At 62.2% G+C, this 20,059-nt stretch carries 17 protein-coding genes and 1 pseudogene; 6 read left to right on the top strand and 12 right to left on the bottom strand.

Features of this window, described 5'->3' with window-relative positions; genetic code table 11:
• Window positions 1–268: 268 nt before the first annotated feature.
• Window positions 269–751 (bottom strand): MmcB family DNA repair protein, encoded by a 483-nt coding sequence (locus AC628_RS10875; RefSeq protein ID WP_074126838.1) that lies wholly within the window; start codon window positions 749–751, stop codon window positions 269–271.
• Between the two features lie 208 nt (window positions 752–959).
• Here AC628_RS10875 and AC628_RS10870 point away from each other — a divergent pair, with 208 nt between their 5' ends.
• Both AC628_RS10870 and AC628_RS10865 read left to right on the top strand, forming a co-directional pair.
• Window positions 960–2,078: a vWA domain-containing protein gene (locus AC628_RS10870; RefSeq protein ID WP_074126837.1), complete on the top strand. Its 1,119-nt coding sequence runs from the start codon at window positions 960–962 to the stop codon at window positions 2,076–2,078.
• 111 nt (window positions 2,079–2,189) lie between these two features.
• Window positions 2,190–3,881, top strand: a complete 1,692-nt coding sequence (locus AC628_RS10865; RefSeq protein ID WP_074126842.1) for an alpha-amylase family protein — start codon at window positions 2,190–2,192, stop codon at window positions 3,879–3,881.
• Here the strand turns inward: AC628_RS10865 and AC628_RS10860 are convergent.
• Both AC628_RS10860 and AC628_RS46105 read right to left on the bottom strand, forming a co-directional pair.
• On the bottom strand, window positions 3,878–4,156 hold the full coding sequence (locus AC628_RS10860; RefSeq protein WP_245321129.1) for a DUF3459 domain-containing protein: 279 nt from the start codon (window positions 4,154–4,156) through the stop codon (window positions 3,878–3,880). The genes AC628_RS10865 and AC628_RS10860 overlap by 4 nt on opposite strands.
• Before the next feature lie 1,424 nt (window positions 4,157–5,580).
• Window positions 5,581–5,709, bottom strand: a pseudogene (locus AC628_RS46105) (DUF3606 domain-containing protein); the annotation flags it as partial.
• Between the two features lie 197 nt (window positions 5,710–5,906).
• On the opposite strand from AC628_RS46105, the gene AC628_RS10845 reads away from it, so the two are divergent.
• Together AC628_RS10845 and AC628_RS42775 are read left to right on the top strand one after the other, a co-directional pair.
• Window positions 5,907–6,866, top strand: coding sequence for a sensor histidine kinase (locus tag AC628_RS10845; RefSeq protein ID WP_074126836.1), 960 nt, complete (start codon window positions 5,907–5,909; stop codon window positions 6,864–6,866).
• Between the two features lie 657 nt (window positions 6,867–7,523).
• The gene (locus tag AC628_RS42775; RefSeq protein WP_143201544.1) at window positions 7,524–7,754 is read left to right on the top strand and encodes a hypothetical protein; all 231 of its coding nucleotides are present in this window, start codon (window positions 7,524–7,526) and stop codon (window positions 7,752–7,754) included.
• 351 nt (window positions 7,755–8,105) lie between these two features.
• Here AC628_RS42775 and AC628_RS10840 read toward each other — a convergent pair whose 3' ends face one another.
• Window positions 8,106–9,977, bottom strand: coding sequence for a diguanylate cyclase domain-containing protein (locus AC628_RS10840; RefSeq protein WP_074126835.1), 1,872 nt, complete (start codon window positions 9,975–9,977; stop codon window positions 8,106–8,108).
• Between the two features lie 257 nt (window positions 9,978–10,234).
• A complete protein-coding gene (locus AC628_RS10835; protein ID WP_143201543.1) occupies window positions 10,235–10,771 on the bottom strand; it encodes a hypothetical protein in 537 nt (178 codons plus the stop codon).
• 41 nt (window positions 10,772–10,812) lie between these two features.
• On the opposite strand from AC628_RS10835, the gene AC628_RS45785 reads away from it, so the two are divergent.
• Window positions 10,813–10,935: a hypothetical protein gene (locus AC628_RS45785; protein ID WP_283806551.1), complete on the top strand. Its 123-nt coding sequence runs from the start codon at window positions 10,813–10,815 to the stop codon at window positions 10,933–10,935.
• A gap of 541 nt (window positions 10,936–11,476) precedes the next feature.
• Here the strand turns inward: AC628_RS45785 and AC628_RS42770 are convergent.
• Window positions 11,477–11,770 (bottom strand): hypothetical protein, encoded by a 294-nt coding sequence (locus AC628_RS42770; protein WP_143201542.1) that lies wholly within the window; start codon window positions 11,768–11,770, stop codon window positions 11,477–11,479.
• 435 nt (window positions 11,771–12,205) lie between these two features.
• On the opposite strand from AC628_RS42770, the gene AC628_RS42765 reads away from it, so the two are divergent.
• Entirely contained in the window at window positions 12,206–13,027 is an 822-nt protein-coding gene (locus AC628_RS42765) for an SCO family protein (RefSeq protein ID WP_143201541.1), read from the top strand.
• On the opposite strand, the gene AC628_RS42055 is transcribed toward AC628_RS42765, so the two are convergent.
• Genes AC628_RS42055 through AC628_RS10805 form a run of 6 tightly spaced genes read right to left on the bottom strand, consistent with a single transcriptional unit; the run spans window position 12,972 to window position 20,018 of the window.
• Window positions 12,972–14,066, bottom strand: a complete 1,095-nt coding sequence (locus tag AC628_RS42055) for a hypothetical protein (protein WP_083632770.1) — start codon at window positions 14,064–14,066, stop codon at window positions 12,972–12,974. The genes AC628_RS42765 and AC628_RS42055 overlap by 56 nt on opposite strands.
• Window positions 14,063–14,590, bottom strand: coding sequence for a c-type cytochrome (locus AC628_RS10825; protein WP_074126841.1), 528 nt, complete (start codon window positions 14,588–14,590; stop codon window positions 14,063–14,065). Before AC628_RS10825 ends, AC628_RS42055 begins: the two co-directional genes overlap by 4 nt.
• Window positions 14,590–15,120: a DUF3341 domain-containing protein gene (locus AC628_RS10820; protein ID WP_074126833.1), complete on the bottom strand. Its 531-nt coding sequence runs from the start codon at window positions 15,118–15,120 to the stop codon at window positions 14,590–14,592. The genes AC628_RS10825 and AC628_RS10820 overlap by 1 nt, the downstream gene beginning before the upstream one ends.
• On the bottom strand, window positions 15,113–16,468 hold the full coding sequence (nrfD, locus tag AC628_RS10815) for an NrfD/PsrC family molybdoenzyme membrane anchor subunit (protein WP_074126832.1): 1,356 nt from the start codon (window positions 16,466–16,468) through the stop codon (window positions 15,113–15,115). Before nrfD ends, AC628_RS10820 begins: the two co-directional genes overlap by 8 nt.
• Window positions 16,465–19,365 carry a TAT-variant-translocated molybdopterin oxidoreductase gene (locus tag AC628_RS10810; protein ID WP_074126831.1) on the bottom strand — a complete coding sequence of 967 codons (2,901 nt, stop codon included), beginning with the start codon at window positions 19,363–19,365 and terminating at the stop codon, window positions 16,465–16,467. The genes nrfD and AC628_RS10810 overlap by 4 nt, the downstream gene beginning before the upstream one ends.
• Complete coding sequence (locus AC628_RS10805) at window positions 19,362–20,018, bottom strand: cytochrome c3 family protein (RefSeq protein ID WP_074126830.1); 657 nt, start codon at window positions 20,016–20,018, stop codon at window positions 19,362–19,364. The genes AC628_RS10810 and AC628_RS10805 overlap by 4 nt, the downstream gene beginning before the upstream one ends.
• Between the last annotated feature and the right edge of the window lie 41 nt (window positions 20,019–20,059).

Below are 20,059 nucleotides of genomic sequence, written 5' to 3'. Positions count from 1 at the left end.
CGAGACCTTGGAAACAGCGATCGCAGACGCCTTCCACACCTTCACACCGCAAGAATGCTCAAACTACTTCCAGGCCGCGGGATATGGTTCAGCGTGATCGGAATCTGCTCTAGCCATCCTACAAGCACGTCCCCCGTCATCCTGAGGTGCGAGCGGAGCGAGCCTCGAAGGATGAACGGCCCGGCTTGTGGCCGTGCACCCTTCGAGACGCGCTACGCGCTCCTCAGGATGACGGGTCGAGTGCTTGAGGATGAACGGATCACTGTCCCTAAAACTCGTGCCCTTGTGGATCGACCAAGCGGTTGATCCGCTGTGCCGCCGCCATCGCAAAGCGCACCGTCATCACCTTACGCGTGGCCGCCGGCAGGCGATGCTCCGGCGCCTCGCAATGCAGATGCGCGCCATAGGCGTCGGCGATGATCAGGCCGGTGTCGGCCGGGAAGATCTCGCACGGCAGATCCTGCGTGAAGGCGAAGAACAGCCGGTCGCAATGCATCCGGTAGTCCTGCCATTTCTGGTCGGCGCGCAGATCCTCGAGCGATGACTTGATCTCGACGATCCAGATCTCGCCGCGCTCGTTCAGCGCCACCAGATCAGCCCTTCGGCCGGACGGCAGCGGCAACTCGCTGATGCAGGAAAATCCCAACGATCGAAGGAGCCTCGCGGTGCCGCGTGCGATCGCAAGCGCGGTCTCCGACTGACGTCGGTCGGGCGCAGGCACGAGCGCGATCTGGCGGGCGGGTGACTCCATCCAAGGAGATTAACCGATTCCATCGAGCATGATCCGGAAAAGTGGAATCCGGTTTTCCGTCAAGATCATGCTCGCAGGAATAGAGCCCAACGGCAGCGCTGGAATCGGCCGCAAATTCGCGAGGAAGCCGCCTTGATTCCGGCCTCAAGCCACCGCGAAGCCGGTGGAACCTGGGTTCCGAGGGACGAAACCACTGCAGGAGAGACCCATGCGGTCGCGCATCACACTTCGCTCGTTCGTCTTCGCTCTCGCAACCCTGCCGCTAACAGCCGGACTGTCCTCGGCCATCGCCAAGCCCGTGGTCGAGGTCGCCTTCGTGCTCGATACCACCGGCTCGATGGGCGGATTGATCGAGGGCGCCAAGCGCAAGATCTGGTCGATTGCTACCGCGATCGTCGATTCCAATCCCGACGCCGACATCAGGATGGGCCTGATCGCCTATCGCGACATCGGCGATGACTATGTGACGAAGAAGGTCGAGCTGACCCGCGACATCCAGGACCTCTACGCCAATCTGCTGGAATTGAAGGCGCGCGGCGGCGGCGACTGGCCGGAGAGCGTCAACGAGGCGCTCGACGTCGCCGTCAACAAGATGCAGTGGACGCAAGGACGCGACGGCACGCGGATCGTGTTCCTGGTCGGCGACGCCCCGCCGCACATGGACTATGCGCAGGACACCAAATATCCGGTCACGCTCGCGGTCGCCAAGCAGCGCGACATCATCGTCAACGCCGTGCTCGCCGGCAACGCGCAGGATACCGAGCGGGTGTGGCGCGATATCGCGCAGCACGGCAACGGCGAGTTCATCCCGATCCCGCAGGATGGCGGCCAGATCGTCACCATCGAGACGCCGTTCGACGAGGCCATCATCATCCTGCAGCGCCAGATCAACGGCACCGTGATCCCCTACGGCCCGCGCGCGCTGCAGAAGCGCACGGAATCCAAGACCCAGCAGCTCGCAAGCGTCGCCGCGGCCTCACCGGCCCGGGCTTCGGAGATGGCGAGCTTCATCAACAAGCGCGCCAGGCTGACGTCGGAGGCGGTGACCGGAGACGGCGACCTCGTCGCCGACGTCGCGGCGGGCCGCAACGAGATCACCAAGGTCAAGGAGGAGGACCTGCCCGACAACCTCCGCGCCATGAAGCCGGAGGCACGCAGCGCCGAGATCGACAAGCAGATCGCCCAGCGCAAGGCGCTGAACGAGAAGCTCGCCGCGCTGGTCGCCAAGCGCGACAAATATGTCGCCGAGCACCGCAAGAGCGCGCCGAAGGCGTCATCGTTCGAACGCGCCGTCGAGGATACGCTGAAGGCGCAGATCAGGCAGTAGCAACACAGCTTGGAGTGTCATCCCGCAGCTTGCGGGATGACACTCTGGCAGGAACCCGTCGCCGCCTCGCCGCTTATCTTCCGGCCCTCGCCGGAGAGGATATATAGCCTGATGATCGACGACCTCTGGTACAAGAATGGCGTGATCTATTGCCTGTCCGTTGGCACCTACATGGATGCCAACGGCGATGGCGTCGGCGATTTCGGTGGCCTGCTGCGGCGTCTGGATTACCTGGACGGGCTCGGCATCACCACGATCTGGTTGATGCCATTTCAGACTTCGCCCAACAGGGACGGCGGCTACGACATTTCAGACTATTACGGCGTCGATCCGCGCTACGGCACGCTGGGAGATTTTGTCGAATTCACCCATGGCTGCCAGCAACGCGGCATTCGCGTGATCATTGACCTCGTCGTCAATCACACCTCGGATCAGCACGCCTGGTTCAAGTCGGCACGGAGCTCGAAGGACTCGCCCTTCCGCGACTGGTATGTCTGGTCGGACAGCAAGCCGGCGAACGCCAACACGGGCATGGTGTTTCCCGGCGTTCAGAAAACGACCTGGACGCACGACAAGCAGGCGGGCGCCTGGTACTTTCATCGCTTCTACGATTTCCAGCCGGACCTCAACACATCGAACCCGCACGTGCAGGCCGAGATCCTTAAGATCATGGGATTCTGGATCCAGCTCGGCGTCTCGGGATTCCGCATGGACGCCGTGCCATTCGTGATCGCGACCAAGGGCGCATCGGTGCGCAAGCCGATCGAGCAATATGACATGCTGCGATCGTTTCGCGAATTCCTGCAATGGCGTCAGGGCAACGCGATCATCCTCGCCGAAGCCAACGTGCCGCCCGAGACGGATATGGAGTATTTCGGGCGCGACGGCGACCGCATGCAGATGATGTTCAACTTCCACGTCAATCAACATCTGTTTTACGCGCTGGCATCGGCCGACACAAAACCGCTGGCGAAGGCACTGACGGCGACCAAGCCACGGCCCGCGACCGCGCAATGGGGCCTGTTCTTGCGCAATCACGACGAGCTCGACCTCGGCCGCCTCACCAAGGCGCAGCGCGAGACGGTCTTCAAGGCATTCGGTCCGGACAAGAGCATGCAACTCTACGACCGCGGCATCCGGCGGCGCCTTGCGCCCATGCTGGGCGGCGACAGGCGGCGCCTGGAGCTCGCTTACAGTCTGATGTGCACGCTTCCCGGCACGCCCGTAATCCGCTACGGCGATGAGCTCGGCATGGGCGATAATCTCGACTTGCCGGAGCGCACTTGCGCACGCACGCCGATGCAATGGTCGACCGAGCCGCACGGCGGCTTTACCGAGAGCGATCGGCCATGTGTGCCTGTGATCGACGAGGGTCCCTATGGCTATGAACACGTCAACGCAGCCAAGCAGCGCCGCGATCCGAATTCGATGCTGAACTGGACCGAGCGCATTATCCGTATGCGCAAGGAAGTCCCCGAGATCGGCTGGGGAGACTTCAAGGTTATTAGTACCCGAAGTCCTGCCGTACTGGTCATTCGTTACGACTGGCGTAACAACTCGGTATTGTTCGTGCATAATTTCGCGGAAAAGCCGCTTGAGGTCTCGTTCAATGTCCGGCTGCCTGACGACGCCGGCAATCTTCTCGTGAACCTCCTGACCGAGGATCACAGCCGCGCCGACGATACCGGGCGTCACAAGCTCCTGATCGAGGCCTACGGCTATCGCTGGTACCGGGTCGGCGGGCTCGACTACCTGCTCAAGCGCAGCGACATTGACACCAACGAGCCGCGCGCAGCACGTTAGTCGTCCTGATACGGCCCCAAGATCACGCCCTCGTTGGAGCGCAGGTCGAGGACGCCTTCGATCTTTTCGCCCTGTCGGTCCATGAAGGTCGACAGCAGAACCTCGTTGCTGAAGCCGATCGCGCTGGAGGAGACCGACGCGCGGGCTGCGCCGAAATTCAGCGCGATCATGGCGACGCCTTCGGCGTTACGCCGCCGGTAGAGCAGGACATCGCCATGCGCCGTTACCGGCTCATAGCTGCCATGGACGAGCTGCGGCAGCATTCGCCGCAGCACGATCAACGCCTTGTAGAGATTGAGGATCCATGCCCTGTCCGCCTCGAGGCTTGCGACGTTGTCGCTTGCAAAATCCGGCGCCAGCGTGCGCGGGATGCAGCCCGCTCGGCGTCAGCACGGCGATCGCAACGATATCCTTTCGTGCCAGGAACTCATCCATGTCGTAGTGGGCCGCGACGGAGAACTTCCCTGCAACCGCGTCAGCACGCGCGGATCGGGGTCGCAGACCGCAACCAGGCTAGCTCCCTCGATGTGATTGCCACCCAGGAGATCGGAACGACGCTTGGCGATACGCCCGCGGTGACTCGAGTACTACAAGAGCGGGACCTTTGTGAGAATGAACCAGGCCGGAAAAGATCTGTTCGACTAAAGTCGATGGTCTACAATTCACATAGTGAAATGACCACCCAGTCGACAGGGAGCTCAATTGGCGCATTGCACTAGCCAATCGGGGCACACGATGAACAATGCCGAACTTGCTATGCAAGCCAGGTTCCTCGTTCGAATGGGAACCAAGGGCTAGATGGTCTATGACCGAGAACGGAAGGTTCCTGCGCTGCTAAAGAACGGCGATCTGGCGGAGAAACTCACGAGGGAGCGGGCCGAATTCGTAAAGTGGCATCTCCTGATTCAGGAAAGCCAGCGCAAGGCTCAATAATTCGACAGAGAGACTGACCGCACCTATTTTTCCCAGAGGTTAGGAGCGCGATGGCAAGACCGTGCGCGTCAGCTCCAAGTCCGGGCTCGACTGGACCTGGCGCTTCCCTTAGATCGTCGATAGCGCGCTGCAGCTGAAGGCGCACGGAGCCTGGCTCTGTCCGGAGATTTCGTCCAGGACGCCGGTTCAGGAATCGACGGCTAACGTGGCTTCGCAAATCCGCCGCAAGATACCTAGGCGCGTTATGGAGGGGCTGGTAGGCTTTGCCCTTGCGAGGAAGGCAATAGTGATAGTTTATTTTTCGTGCCGAGGCTGCGGCGCTGTTTATTCTGCGATCCAAAAGCGGGGGCCCCCTCACGTGATCAATTCTGGCCTCTTTAGCTGCGAACGTTGCGGGACCGTCATACATCATTGGTCGGGGATCTATGGTTATGGCGACTGGAAACGCGTCGGGCATGGAGGCGATGGAAAAGAAGCGCTTCGGTAGAACGGCCCCAGCGCCAGGATAAACGCCGAGGCCGATCTTTGTCCCATCTCTTCACTAGAGCGAGACTTAAACCGCGCTGGTCTCCCCTCGTGCCCAAAAAAGGCTCCAGCGAGGGACTGTGCTGGAGCCCTAAGATAGCCGGAACCGCTGAGCCTCGAGGTGAAACGCTGAGGCCATTCCACCCGTACAACCACCTGAGGTCAGCCTTGTTCCTTGCAGCTGTTCGAGCAGTTCCGGCCGGGTATCGGCTCCGCTTCTTCGCCGCGGAGCCGAGTCGACGCGCTCAACGCGCTTCCGGCTGTTGCCGACTTTCTTGACAGCCTTCTTCACCGACGCAGCGGATTTGCCGGTCTTCTTGCTAGCTTGGCGTGAATGCGCTTGGACTCGCACCTCAGCTCCTCCACTGATCGCGTAGTGGCGTTACCTCTTGGATTTCTGCTGGGATTTCTTTCGAGACGAACCCACGCTTTGTTGAATCGTTCCTAGGGCGCAGGTCGAATGCTGGCGCAGCGGCAAGACTCGTCTGCCTTTAGTCTGGACACAGCAGGCGCAGGCGCTGGTGTCATGCGACAGGAACACGTCGTCTAACTGCTTCGTTGCCTTGCATGGACCGGCTTCTGGTTCGTTTCATGTCCGTTACGCCCAGATACCCGATCTGGGCACGGTATCTTTTGAGCCTGGGGCTGGTCGGCTTGGCTTTCGTCACGAAGCTGCTGCTGGATGACCAGTTGAGGCCCCATCCGCTGGTGTTGTTCATTCCAGCCATTTTCCTGGCCTCAGTCATCTTCGATCGCGGCTCCGGCTTCCTTGCCACTGGCGCGAGCGCCGCGCTGGCCCTGCGATACTTCATGCCGCCGCCTCTGAGCGCCGAGGTCCTGCCGCTGTTGATTTTCCTGGCAAGCGGACTGTGCATCGCGGCCGTGACGGAAGCCTTGCGCACCGCCTTGGAGAAGCACTCGGAAGCGAAAGCCTATGCCGACGTGCTGCTGATGGAGCTGGCGCATCGGACCAGGAACGATCTCGCTACGATCATGTCGATCCTGCGGCTGCAAGCGCGATCGGACTCCAATCCTGCCGTGCAGGCGGCGATCACCTCGGCCTTGGCGCGCATCGAGGTGGTCGCGAAGGTCCATGACAGCCTGCGCCACACATCCGTTAATAGCACGGTCGATCTCGCGGCCTATCTGCAGGCGTTGTGCGGAAGTCTCGCGGACTTCCACCGGGGTTTGCGCCCGATCGCGATACGGGTGACTAGCGACGAAATCGCCGTGAAGAGCTCCCAGGCTGCGTCGATCGGCTTGATCGTCAACGAGCTGGTGACTAACGCCTTCAAATACGCATTTCCGGACGGACGATCGGGCACCGTGGAAGTCGATGTCCGGAGTAGAAGCGAGCAGGTAGCGATCACGGTACGGGATGATGGGATCGGATGCCCGGCGGAGGCCAAGGGCGGCTTGGGGACGCGCCTGATCAACCTGATGACCGCGCAGATGAAAGGCACCATGACCAGGACGCCCATGGCGAAAGGTTGCGAGGTGGAAGTGGTGGTCGCCCTCGAAGACTGATCACGGAGGTTCGCGGATTGCCAGCGGTCGGCTGGCCTTCCGCAACTGCGCGACCGCCGTCACCAGTTGAGTGAACGGCTTCTCCGAAGAACGCTCCTGGGCACACCCAGGTGCCAATTTGGGGCGCACGACCTGCAGGGCCGGGCCCGCTCGGTCGAAACGAGGACCGCCCCTCGAAGGCCGGGGTCGCTGCGCTGGCCTACCGATCGATCCATCCCGGACTTTTGCTGGCGGGGCACGGCCGATCGTGCGAGCGTTGTCTTCCGAAGGCGGGATCAGGATTTCGTCGACGCCCGCACCAAGCTTTCGATCCATCTGCGGGCCGCCGGCTCGTTCGGCGCGCCGTCGCATTGCGCACAGACGTATCTTGTCCTCCGGAGCCAGCCTCATCAGGCACGGCTATCACAGCCTGCCGCACAAGGCGCACGCCTTTCGAACCGGACACAACAACGCCATCTGACTTGCCCTTCGCAACGAGGTTGGGATCTCGAGCGGCCACAGCGCACGAGGATCGGAAGGCAGGCCGCAAGAAGTCGCGCGCCAGCCGATTCGAAAGCCGACTGGCCGATGGTTCGGCGATTTGCCAGCGCACCTATCGACTTCGCGCTCCGGCTGAGATCAAATCCAACACGCGGTACTCGTACGAGTGGGGGCACTTTGAACCGGCTGTGGAAATTTATTGAACAAGGCCCTACTGGCGAAGGGCAAGGCCGAAGCGCATACGCTTTCGAAGCAGCGATTTTGCCGGCGCCCGCCGCCGGCATGAATTGGCATGCCGTCGCAGATTTCAGTGCCGCGGAAGAGCTGCTCCGGGATCCCGGCCTAAAAGCGGTTTTCAAGACGGCTCTCGATAACGGGTTCGCGGTGCTCTCCCAGGCCAAGGATTAGCTGCGCTGCAGCACCGATTTGCTTGATTATCAGTGGCTAAATGGAGCAGGCGAATACGGCGGACCCGGCGCCTACGAGTAGGAATACGATGCGCCTTACCGCTGGGGCGGCGGTTACACCACGCCTAGTATTCGCACCATCCGCTTGCTTTATAGCTATCGGCGCGCCCTGCGGAAGGTCGGCGCGCGGCCGCGTACAGCTGGACAAAATGACACACCCGGCTGAGCGGACGACGCGCAATGTCCGGATAATTTATCCGACCTTCGAATCCCCGCGCCAACAAGGTCGCGATCGACGTCACAGGTTCTCTCCCCAAATTCTCAATAAAAGCCTCATTTCCTGGATTGCTTTTCAAGCTCGTATCGATGTGGGCCAGGCGATCACCTGTCCTGACATTACGAGCCGATCGCGTCCGCACTCCTTGGCGGCGTAGAGTGCCTTGTCCGCGGCCTCGATCAATGACGCGCAATGTAGCTTGTCGCTGGCGGGCAGGTGTGTTGCGCCGCCAAGGCTCAAGGTGATCAGCCTTGAAGGCGGGTTGAGCGCGTGCAGGATACCAAGGTCGCGAATCGCCTGCCGGATTCGCTCGCCGACCTGCGCGCAGCCTGCTGCGTCGGTGTTCGGCAACAGTAAGGCGAACTCCTCGCCGCCATACCGCGCCGCCACGTCCGCGGGGCGCCGGGCCTGCTCGCTCAAGACTCTGGCGACGGAACGAAGACAGCCATCGCCGGCTTGGTGTCCGTACTGGTCGTTGAATTTCTTGAAGTGATCGACATCCAAAAGCAGCAGCGACAAGGGCGTCCCCTCGCGTTTGGCCCGTTCCCACTCTGATTCTAGCTGCTCGTCGAAATGTCTGCGGTTAGCCAGGCCCGTCAGGCCATCCGAACTGGCGAGAACCGCGAGCTTGTCTTCCAGGTCCTTGTGCTCTGTCATGTCGCGCGAGATAGCCACCACGCCGTCAATCTCGCCGCTCTTGGGATTGCGGGTCACGCGCAGGGCGGTTTCCAACCAGATCTCACCCTTCTCGCGATGCCGATTGCGATAGATGATCCTGGCCTCTTCGGCTTGGCCGGTCCGCAAGAAGGAGACCGTCTGCTCAACCTGGGGCAGGTCGTTAGCATTGACGCCGGCGAGAGCCGGGGTGTCCAAGAGCTGGTTGGGTGCCCAACCAAGAAGCCGAGAGCTTGATGGCGAAACATATCGGATTCGTCCCTCAAGGCTTATGCGCGTGACCATGTCTCCCGAGTGCTCGGCAAGGAGGCGGAAATCCGCTTCCTTTGCACTAATCGCCGCCGCCATTTTCTGGCCTCGCCGCAGCTGGCGCACCAGCAAGAGGCCTGCGCTACCGAGTGCGCCGATGAGAGCCACGACCACAGCCATGCGCGACAGCGCTGCCCTGCGCCAAGGGGCCAGCACGTCATCCTCGGATTGTGTGGCGACGACGATGACGGGGTAGCGATTACTCAGCTTGTAGAAGCTCAGGCGCTGGACATCGTCCAGAGGCGATCTGAAATAATAGGCCCCCTCAGCAGGCCGCTCCCGGAGATTCCTGAAGAGAGGAGCGCCGGACAGGTCGCGGCCCGTGTAGCTGCCGTCATCGGGGCTCCGCGCGAGAATAGTGCCGTCCGCCGTCGCAAGAGCGATAGAGCCGTTAGGACCAATGTCGAACCCGTGATAGAATTGCAGAAAATAGCCGACGTCGATCGTCGTGAGAGCCACGCCGGCAAAGCTGCCGTCGGGATGATTGAATCGTCTCGACGCCGTGATGATCCATTGTCCCCCGGACCTGCTCTTCACCGGGCGTCCAATATAGGTCCCCCGCTCGGCGGAGGCCCGATGATGCTGAAAATATTCGCGGTCGCTGTTGTTGAGGTTGGTGAAAGTGACCGGCTCGCTGGTCGCGAGCCAACGGCCGGTCTCATCGTAAACGAACACGCCATGAATGCGGTTCACGGCTCTGCGCCGGGCGAGGAAGGCCTGGACCTTGGCGACGGCCGCCGGGCCGGTTCCCTCCAGCTCGAACTGGTTTACGAGCACGTTGAGAACGGTATCGGTGAGTTCGAAGGTGTCCTCGGCGTGCTGCGTCAGTGAGCGAGCCAGATTGGCCATGTCCGTTTCGGCATTCTTCAACTCGAGCTGTCGCGAGGACCACTCGCGCCAGCAGCTGAGTGCAATGATCGCGACGCAAGCCAGCGCCACGAATGCCGCGGCTGCGAGCGTCATGTGCGCCTTGCCAGGATCGCCACTTTGGCCGGTCAAATCGTATCCTCCCACCCGCAGTTTTTCACGTGCCAGTTAAGGCACCCTTGCCGGATGAACCGGTTGTGGCCGATATCCGGGTTCCACCGGACGGGTCTCGGAGGACAGAGCCGAGGCACTTCAGATGCAATCGCCCGCCTACGCTTCCACTGAAGCAACCCGATCATTTACCCGCGTCAACGGCCCCATCAGCTTCGACAGTATCCGGACCAGCGCGTCGCTCAGCCTTGCAGCCTCCTCGGACCGGGTCTCCTGATACGGCGGGCGGGCGGCGGGATCGGCGCGATGGCATCGGCAGAGTCCGCGAGCCGACGCAGCGGCGCACTGAGCCACTGGGCGGCACAAAACAGCAGCACCAGCGCGGCGACGGCGCCAGCGCCGACAATGACCCAGAATGACCGAATCACCTCTCGCGTTGGCGCCATGGCATCATCGGCATTCAGCCGAACCAGAAGAGACCAGCCGAAGCTCGAAAGGTCCGCCAAGCCGACGGTCGGAACGATCGCAGTGAGGTAGTCCTTGCCGTCGGGCCATCGTTCGCTCGGAAACGCGGTGATAACTCGGCTGGCCGCGAAGGGGGAGCCGATGTTCAAGGGCTTGTTGACGAGATTGGGCGGGCCGAACAGAATGGTTCGATCCCGTGAAAGCAGCAGCACATCGATTCCAGGCGCAGCCATGCCCTCTTCTACCCAGCTCAAGTTCGGATGAGCACCGATCACGCCAGCAACCGCGCCCGCGTGCCGCAGCGGTGCGGCCAAGTCGATGAAGCGCTGGGGTTCGGGAGACGCAGGCAACATCCGTGAACTGGAGCGCCAAGGCCGTCGCTGATGCGCTCGTTAAGCTCCGGTTCGACGCGATCGAACTGGCACGGGTGGCGATCCGCGCGGCGGGCGGCGATGTCGTGCCGTTCCGGACGCCATGAATGGCGGATGATGACTCCGTCCGGATCATCAAACACGCGCGAGTCGGAATTGCCGACAGCGGGAGCTAGAGGTCAGGCTGCCGGATCGGAGCTTCTACTTCTATTGGGACGACAACGAAGGGCGTCACTCGATCCGAGGAGTTACGACAGCCACTAAGCGCTCGAAAAAGCCAAGGCGCTCGCTCATGCAAAGCGGGATAAGACCGATGGCTGAGATCGAGGTCTATACCGCCCGCTACGAGCGCGAGCATGGGCGCCCGCCGGCCTGACGCCGGTTTTGGCAGTTCACCCTGGTCTCGGCGACCGGGGGCCTCCTCGTCTATGAGATCAAGCTCAACGAGCAGATGATCTACCCTGCAGCGCTGGCGCGCGCCATCGCGACAGCCGAACAGAGGAAGGCCTACCGGATCATCTTGGAACCGTAGGCGGCACCGCGACTCGCGTGGCGGATGTTCCTTAAGTTGAATTGGTTAGACCTGTTTTAAATTGCTTCCGCTAGGCGTTTGGGGCGACACCATGTACGAGTAGAAGGCCTACATAATTAGGCCCGACGGCCATATTGTTCACCGCATCGACCTATTTTGCGAGACTGAGAGCGACGCACGCCTGCACGCAAAGCAACTCGGGCCACGCCGTAGAGCAATGAGAAGGCAATCGCAGGATCGTTAGCTTTGAGCCCAACGAGTAAAGCTGGCCTCAGTCTGCCCCAAAAGAAGCTGCCCTTCCAACATGCCTGCTGGCCGATCTTTTCAGGCTCCGAGTTTTCGGTCTGGCCGCAATTGAAGCATTCAAACAGACACCATTCGCGGCCCTCGTCATCGACGCTGTGCTTCATGGTTGCCATTCCCTTTCCGCAAGCTGGACACGGCGGCCAGTTGGGAGCGCCTCTGATCTTGAAAGCTCCTCGATGCATCGGTGGCGACCCGCCGTCTGATGATCGCCGGCCGCGCGTTGACTGCAGCCTCAGTGCGCCCGATCTTTGGGCGATCTCGTGCTGCGTCAGACGGGTCTCATGGATCAATTGTATTAGTCGCTGCAAGCACCACGCGCGAGGCACTGTTGCGTCGAGCACGACGGATGGACGAGGCGCGTGAGATGAGTAAGTTCCTCAAGTCATCTCGCTGCGGTTAGCTCCCTCTAGACAACAAGCGATCCGCCAAGTCGTCCGCCGGTTGCTGGCCTTACAAACGCCGGTGAACAGGGCGGCGCAGCTCCCCTGGAACCAATGGGCCCCGCTGTGGTTTCCCAAACCAGGATCCGAAGGCTGCTCATGGCGCTCGTTTGGCGAATCGCACGTTATGTCATCTCGACATGGGCGGGAGTGTCCGTCACTCTCGCAATCATCGCCTCGGGTGCGCATGCGACTCTCGACCGCTCGCAACTGGAGCACGCCGGGCTCGCGGCCTACGCGGGCCAACAATTGCCGTTGCAGGTGACACTTACAAGCGAGGCGAACGAGACCAGACAGTTGAAGAACTGGCTTGGTGACGTACCCACCATTTGGATCAGTGCGGACTACACATGCACCACCCTCTGTGGTCCACTGATATCCGTCGTATCAAATGCGCTCGCTGATAGCGGGCTCAGAGCGGGAACTGACTTCAGGTTGATCGTGTTCGGCCTCGATCCGAAAGACACGGCGGAAGATGCTTTGGCAATGAAGGCCGCGCAACTCAGCCCTCGTGACGATCTGCCAGATCAATCGGTCTTTCTGCGGGGGTCTTCGGCAGATACGAGCGAGTTGTTAACCGCGCTTGGCATCCGGACAAGCTATGATGCGGAGCGAGATCAGTTCGCTCACCCAGTCGCAGTATTCGTTGTCACGCCAGAGGGCCGGATTGCGCGCGCTCTGTCTGGTATCGCTCTCGATCCAGAAACTTTTCGGGGAGCGCTTGTCGATGCCGGTCATGGCCGGGTGGGCGGATGGTCAGATCGGGTTCGCCTGCTGTGCTATGGCTTCGATCCCGCAACCGGTATCTACACGCCTGCGGTCTGGCGGGTGCTGGCTGGTGCCGGCGTGATCACGATGATCACGCTCATCGCGCTCGTGGCGCTTCTGATCCGGCGGGACGCCTCGCCCAAGCCTGGCTGAAGAGGCGCCGGTCATTCGTCAGCCCTCGCTCGAAGGCCAGCCACAGCAGCGCCCCAACGAACAGCACCGACGCAAGCAGCATCAGGGCGGTCGTCGGTGGCGCGATATGGTGGATCGCCGGCAGGATCAGAATGGCGGCCTCGCACCAGCGCATCAGGAGCGTCAGCCCGCAGAGCATCATGAGCGCGCGGGGGCCGGACCGAACCCTCGCGCTCAGCAGCGCGAAGAACGGCAGCACGAACTGTCCGAGCGCGACACCGGCAAGCAGGTATTGCCACCCGTGTTCCGACCGGGCCTCATACCATGACACCTCGTCCGGGATATTGCCCGACCAGATAACTATGTACTGCATGGCATGAAGGTAGCCCCACAGCAGGATCAGCGAGAGCAGCAGTCCGCTGTAGCCCGCGCTGCGGCCGATCCAGCCTGCCGAGAGCAGGCTGATGCCGAGCACGAACGCGAAGCCGCCAAGCAGCGTAAAGCTAACGAAAAGGAGGCCGTAGACCGATGAATGAAAGTTCGGCTCGAGCGATTCCATCCAGTCGATGCCGGCGAGCGACACGGTCAAGGCGTAGGCGATCAATCCTGCCGACGCGGCGCGCACCATGGCGGCGTCGTTGCGCCATGCCCAGCGGAGCCACATCGCGAAGCCGATCCAGAGTCCAAAGTAGATCGCGCCGCGCAACACGAAAAACCAGGGTGCAAGATAATACGCCTTGAACGGCGGCAAAGCCGACGGTTCGGCCATTGCCGGATAGAGCTGCTTCAGGAAAAGCAGGATGGGCAGCGACGCCAGGGCGATGACCGGTAACGTTGCCGTCGCGGCGACGAACTGCACGTAGAGCGCCTCGGTCCAGGCGCGGCGGACGAGATAGCTCGTCATCCACAGCGCCAGCGCTCCGATCGGGACCGCGGCCCACGTCACCCAGGCCACGAGATAAGCCGCCGCCGTCGAACGGCCATCAAGGATGAAGCCCGCCGCGAGGGTCAATCCCGCAACGAAGAGAACGAATATCCTCATGTCGCGGCGCACGCTCATGGCTGCTCCGTGAGCTTGGTGCGTTGATCTGGCGGCACGTCCTCGATTGAGGCGCGGCGGCTGAGCTGCAGGGCGCGGATATACGCCACGACGGCCCAGCGGTCCTTGGGGGGCACTCGCGCGGCGTAAGAGTACATTGCGCCATACCCGTTGGTGATAACATCGAAGAAGTGCTGATCGTCAGCCGCAATCAGACGATCGTCGTGGTAGCTAGTCGGGTGCGGCATCCCGCGATGCACGATGATGCCATCGCCGTCGCCGCCCGCGCCGTGACATGGCGAGCAGAAGATCGAAAACCGCTGCCGCCCGCGATCCAGCAGCTCGGCGGACAACGCGGGTTTGGTTGTCGCCGCCCTCTCCCCATCCAGATCGTCGCGCGCCACGGTGTTGGCGGGCGGGGCGCGCAACACGCTGCCGCGGAACAGCGGCGCCCGGGAATACTCGCTGTATTTCGGCTGCACATCCATGTTCTGGTCGCAGGCTGCGAGCGACAAAGCGAATGCAATGGTGAGCGCCAATCTGATCATGGCGGCACTCGCTCCACCGATGCAGCGCCCGCACCGGCCAGGAACACCGCGGTCTCCTGCTCGTCGAACATCGGATCCTCACTTTTGACGCAGAGAATGAAGCGATCCTTGCTGGCGAGGTGGAAGCGCGCCGCCGCGAAGATGGGATGGTTGAGGCGCGGCAGGCCGTTCTGCCAGAGCATGGCGACCACCATGGCGACCGCGGAAAACAAGATCGTCAGTTCGAACGTGACCACGGCGAAAGCCGATAATGCGTAGACTGGCCGGCCGCCAACATTCAGGGGATAATCGTAGTTCACGAAGACCTGCATCAAGAGCGCTGTACCCCCTCCAGCAAAGGCGCTGATCAGGCCGACAAGAGAGATAGTTGGGCGCTGAATCTTCAGGATACGCGCCAGGCCCTCGACGGGAAACGGCGTGAACGCGTCGAGCTCGCGATAGCCGGCCGCGCGCGCTTGTCGTGCGGCAGCCAATAATGCCTCCGAGCTCTCGAATTCTCCGAGCATTCCATAGGCTCGCTCAGCCATGATGCCCTTTCTCCTTTTCCTCGTGGAGAAGCTCCTTGGTCTCGAAGATCGAGATCATCGGGATGATGCGAATTGCGATCAGGAACGGCACCAGAAACAGGCCGATCGTGCCAAGGTAGGTTGACCAGTCCCAGAAGGTCGGCGTGAACTTGCTCCACGACGACACCAGGAAGTCGCGATAGAGGCTGGTGACCAGGATCATGTCGCGTTCCAGCCACATCCCAACCGCAACCGAAATCGAGATCAGGAGCAGCGCCCATCCGGAGCGGCGCACGCCCCGCCACCACAACGCCTGTAGCGGCACGAAGTTGAAGAGCACGGCGCCCCAATAGGTCCAGGCGTAGACGCCGGCGACGCGATCCAGCAGCGTCCGCATCTCATGCGCTTCGCCGGAATAGAGCGCGTCGAATACCTCGAAAACATAGCCGTAGCCGGTCATCAGTCCTGTCGCGAGCAACACCTTGCCGAGAACGTCGAGATGGTCATCGGTGACCAGGTTTCGGAGCCCGAACCAGGAGCGCAGCGCGACCGCGATGATGGCGACTACCGCAAAGCCGGAGAACGCCGCACCGAGCACGAAATACGGCGGGAAGATCGTCGAGTGCCATCCCGGGATCTGCCCGGATGCGAACAGCAGCGACACCTCGCTGTGAACGGACACGACCAAAGGCACGGCGAGCGCCGCGGTTACCCGATAGGCCTGCGACCAGCGTAGCCAATGTATCGCGGCGCCGCGCCAGCCGAGCGAGGTGATGCCGAAGAAGATCTGCCAGCCGCGCTTGGTCGCACGGTCCCGCGCGGCGGCAAGGTCCGGGATCAATCCGGTGTACCAGAACACCAGGGAGACCGTGAGATAGGTCAGCACCGCCCAGATGTCCCACTCCAGCGGGCTGCGAAACTGCGGCCAAACACCCATCGTCGCGGGATAGGGAAACATCCAGTAGACGTACCAGGGCCGGCCGAGGTGCAGGATCGGGTAGATGCCGGCGCAGACGACAGCGAACAGCGTCATGGTCTCGGCGAAGCGGTTGAGCGAGTTGCGCCATTCGCTGCCGGTCAGCAGCAGCAGCGCCGAGATCAGCGTGCCGGCATGGCCGATACCGAGCCACCAGACGTAATTGTGGATCGCAAACGCCCAGTTGACGGGGATGTTGATGCCCCAGATGCCGACCCCGCGCGTGAACAGCTCGGTCATCGAGATCATCAGCAACAACAGCAGAGCGCTCGCGAAGGCCATCGCGATCACCCAGCGACGCTCCGCGGGGAAATGCAGCGGAATGCCCGTGAGCTGATCGGCGATGCCGGCCATGGTCTGGCGCGTCGGCAGGATGTCGTTGCGATCGCTCATTCCTGCCCGCTCCCCGAGCCGTCATCCCGCCAGCGCGCCAGATAGGTCGTGCGGGGCCGCGTTCCTAGCTCTTCCAGCAGAACGTAGTGCCGGCCATCTCGCTTCAGCCGGGCCACTTCCGAATTGGGATCCTTGATATCGCCGAACACGATCGCCTTGGTCGGACAGGCCTGCTGGCAGGCGGTCACGACCTCGCCGTCGCGCAGCGGACGGCTGTCCTTGTCCGCTGTGACATGGGCCGCCTCGATGCGCTGGACACAATAGGTGCATTTCTCCATCACACCGCGCGAACGCACGGTCACTTCGGGATTGTGCGCAGCCTGCGTCGGGGACTCGGCAGGCGCCCGGTAGTCGAAGAAATTGAAGCGCCGCACCTTGTAGGGGCAATAGCTCGAACAGGTCCGGGTCCCGATGCAGCGATTGTAGACCATCTGGTTGAGCCCTTCCGGGCTGTGCGTCGTCGCATGCACCGGGCATCCCATCTCGCAGGGCGCATCCTCGCAATGCATGCAGGGCACCGGCTGGAAGAAACTCCTGGGTTCCTCGATGCTGCCGTCGTAATAGCGGGCGATCCGCAGCCAGTGCATTTCACGGCCGACCTTGACCTGGTCGGCGCCTACCACGGGCACGTTGTTCTCGGCCGTGCAAGCCGCGACGCAGGCATTGCAGCCGATACAGGCATCGAGATCGATCACCATGCCCCAGGCATTCTCGGATGACGCCCAATTGGGATAGAAGCTCGCCTGCTCGGACAATGTCGGCTTTGCGACGTCGCCCGGGTTCACTTCGCGGACGAAATCAAAACCTTCCATGCGGTGATGTAGCTGCGTCACCGCGAGCGTTTCAGTGCCATCGACCTTGCGCAGGCTGCCCTTGGCGAGCCACGGCTGATCTGCCGGCCGCACCTGGTAGGCGTCATAGCCGCGACCATCTCCGACACGCCCTGCCCGCGTCCGGCCATAGCCGAGATAGAGCGCAACCGTGTTGCCGGCCTGGCCCGGCATGATCCAGACCGGACCGGTGACGCTGCGCTTGCCAATTCGCACCTCCACATGATCGCCGCTGGCGATCGGGATGCGCTTCGCCAGATCGGGAGCGATCGCGACGACATTGCTCCATGTGACTGTCGTTAGAGGCTTCGGCAGTTCCTGCAGCCAGCCGACATTGGCGAACTGCCCATCCCAAACCGTCGGGTCGGGCCGGAACACGATGTCGACCGCACCTTGCGTCGGCGGCGCAGTGACCGCTGCGCTGCTGGGCCTGGCGTCCACAAATGCCGCAGCGCCCTGGACGAATCCATCATGGAGCGCCTGCTTCCAGCGTGTTGAAAATGCGTCGCCGAACGCGGCCTGCCAGGTCTCGCGCACGGCCGCATCGGAGGCGGGATTGATCTCGCCAAGCAGCATCGCGAGGATCTGATGGATGGTTCTCACGTCATAGAAAGGTGCGATTACGGGCTGGATGATGGTCGCCGTACCATCGACCGCTCGCGCGTCGCTCCAACTCTCAAGCGCATGCGCAAGGGCCAATTGCCACTCGCAGAGCACGCCGGTTTCGTCGCGCTGCAGGCCGACATGAAGCGATGTCCGCACGCGCTGCAGAGCTCCCGCTGCGTTGAGCTCGCCGGGAACGCTGTAGGCCGGATTGCAGTCGATCACGATGACGGAATGGACCTTTCCCGCATCGATGTCGGAGATCAGTTCAGCAAGCGTCGCCGCGCCCGCCGGGCCGGCGATCGGATCTGTGAACTTGAGCGTCTGCCCGGCATTGCCAAGGGCATCATTGATCTGCGCAGCGCAGATCGCCGCGGCCTCGCCGCCGACTGCGCCGGCGACAACCAGCGACTTGCCGCGCGCCCTGCCGCAAGCGTCAGCTGCGCGCCCGATCCAGTCGCGCTCTCGATCCGTGAGTTCTCCGGCGGCAGCGCCGGAAACGCCAAGCGCCTTTGCCAACGCTTCGGCGAGAACGGGCATGCGCGAGGCATCGGCGATCAGCCGGTTGCCCGCCATCGCGCCGGTCGCCGACGGCACGCTCTCCGCCATGAACAGGCGGTTGCCCGGACGATCGGCAACTCGATGCCGGGAGGTTGCCCAGCCCCGCGCATTGCGCACCTGATCGAGGCCCGGGCCTAGAAGGTCACCGTCGAGACTGACAATGACATCGCATTGCTCGAGTGCGTAATGCAGGTCCAACGGCTTTCCATACGCGGCGGTCACGAGTGACTGCTGCGCGGAGCCGCCGGTCGGAGCATGGAGATGAACGCGCGCTTTGGGGAATTGCTTCAGCAGCGCATCGAACTGCCGCAACAATGTTGGCGACGTGATCGGACCGACCAGCAGCCGCAGGCCCTCTCCTCCATCCTTGGTCCATCCCTCGCGGAGGACGCCGATTGCCGCAACCACATCCTTCCAGCTCACCGGTTCGCCGCGGCGCGTCGGTGCTTGGGCACGGTCGGGATCGTAGAGCCCAAGCACCGCGCTCTGCATGAAGACGTCGCTACGGCCTTGGGTGACGGGATGATCGGGATTGCCGTCCAGCTTGGTCGGACGTCCCGAATAGGTCGTCGCGAGCACCGGCTGCGCATATCCGTCAAAGACCGTCGCGGTCGCATAGATACGTGGAATTCCGATCGTCGCGTCGTCGGGTTGATCGACGTAGGGCAACGCGGCTACGAATGGGCTCTTCTCGCAACCGGCAAGCCCCGCGAGCGCGAAGGATGCTCCCATTAGCTTGAGAAACTCGCGCCTGGCGGTCGGCGAAAATTGTTGCGCGGCCGGATATTCTGCATCGACGAAGGCCTGGAACGCTGGATCATCAGACAGTTCCTCGACGCCCGACCATTGGCCGCCTTGTCGCGGCGCGACTTGATCGCGGTAGGGTCGAGCGTCGCGCTTCATCGGTGACACACGGAACAGTGGGTGAGTTCGCCAAAGCGGATCTTTTCATGCGCGGCGATCGCCTCGCCTTTGGCGCGCGCGTCGACCGGCGGCGTCCACGCCATGTCGGTGATGTGCTCAGGCGGCCGTAGCCTCGGTGCGGGATCGCGATGACAATCCAGGCAAAACTCCATGGTGAACGGTTTGGCGCGATACGTCAGCGCCATCTTATCGATGCGGCCGTGACAGCTCTCACACCCGACGCCCTTGGCAATGTGGATGTCATGGCGGAAATAGACGTAGTCCGGCAGCTTTGCGACGCGCGTCCATTCGATCGGCATGTGATGAGCAAGGCTCTGCCTGACTGGTTCCAGCATCGCGGCGTTGGTCCAGATCTGGGAGTGGCAGGTCATGCAAGTTTCCGTCGATGGCAGGCCGGCCTGGGGGCCTTGTTCGACATTGTTGTGGCAGTAGCGGCAATCGATCCCAAGTTCGCCCGCGTGGTGACGATGGCTGAACGGCACCGGTTGCTGCGGACGGATATCGGTCGAGGTCATGTAGGTAGACCGCGCGAAGCCGATGATGCCAACCGTGCCACCGGCCATCAGCGAAAGACTTCCAACGAGGAACAACCGCATCCACGTATCGGCGGCGGGTGAAAAGAGCTGAGCCATCCGGGCCGACCAACTGGCGGATACCTGACCGACAATCTCGC

Origin of the sequence: Bradyrhizobium sp. NAS96.2, from assembly GCF_001908235.1 — a bacterium.
In the GTDB taxonomy this organism is placed as follows: Bacteria; Pseudomonadota; Alphaproteobacteria; order Rhizobiales; family Xanthobacteraceae; genus Bradyrhizobium.
Note: the sequence above shows the minus strand (reverse complement) of the source record. Positions and strands in the feature narration are given on the sequence as shown.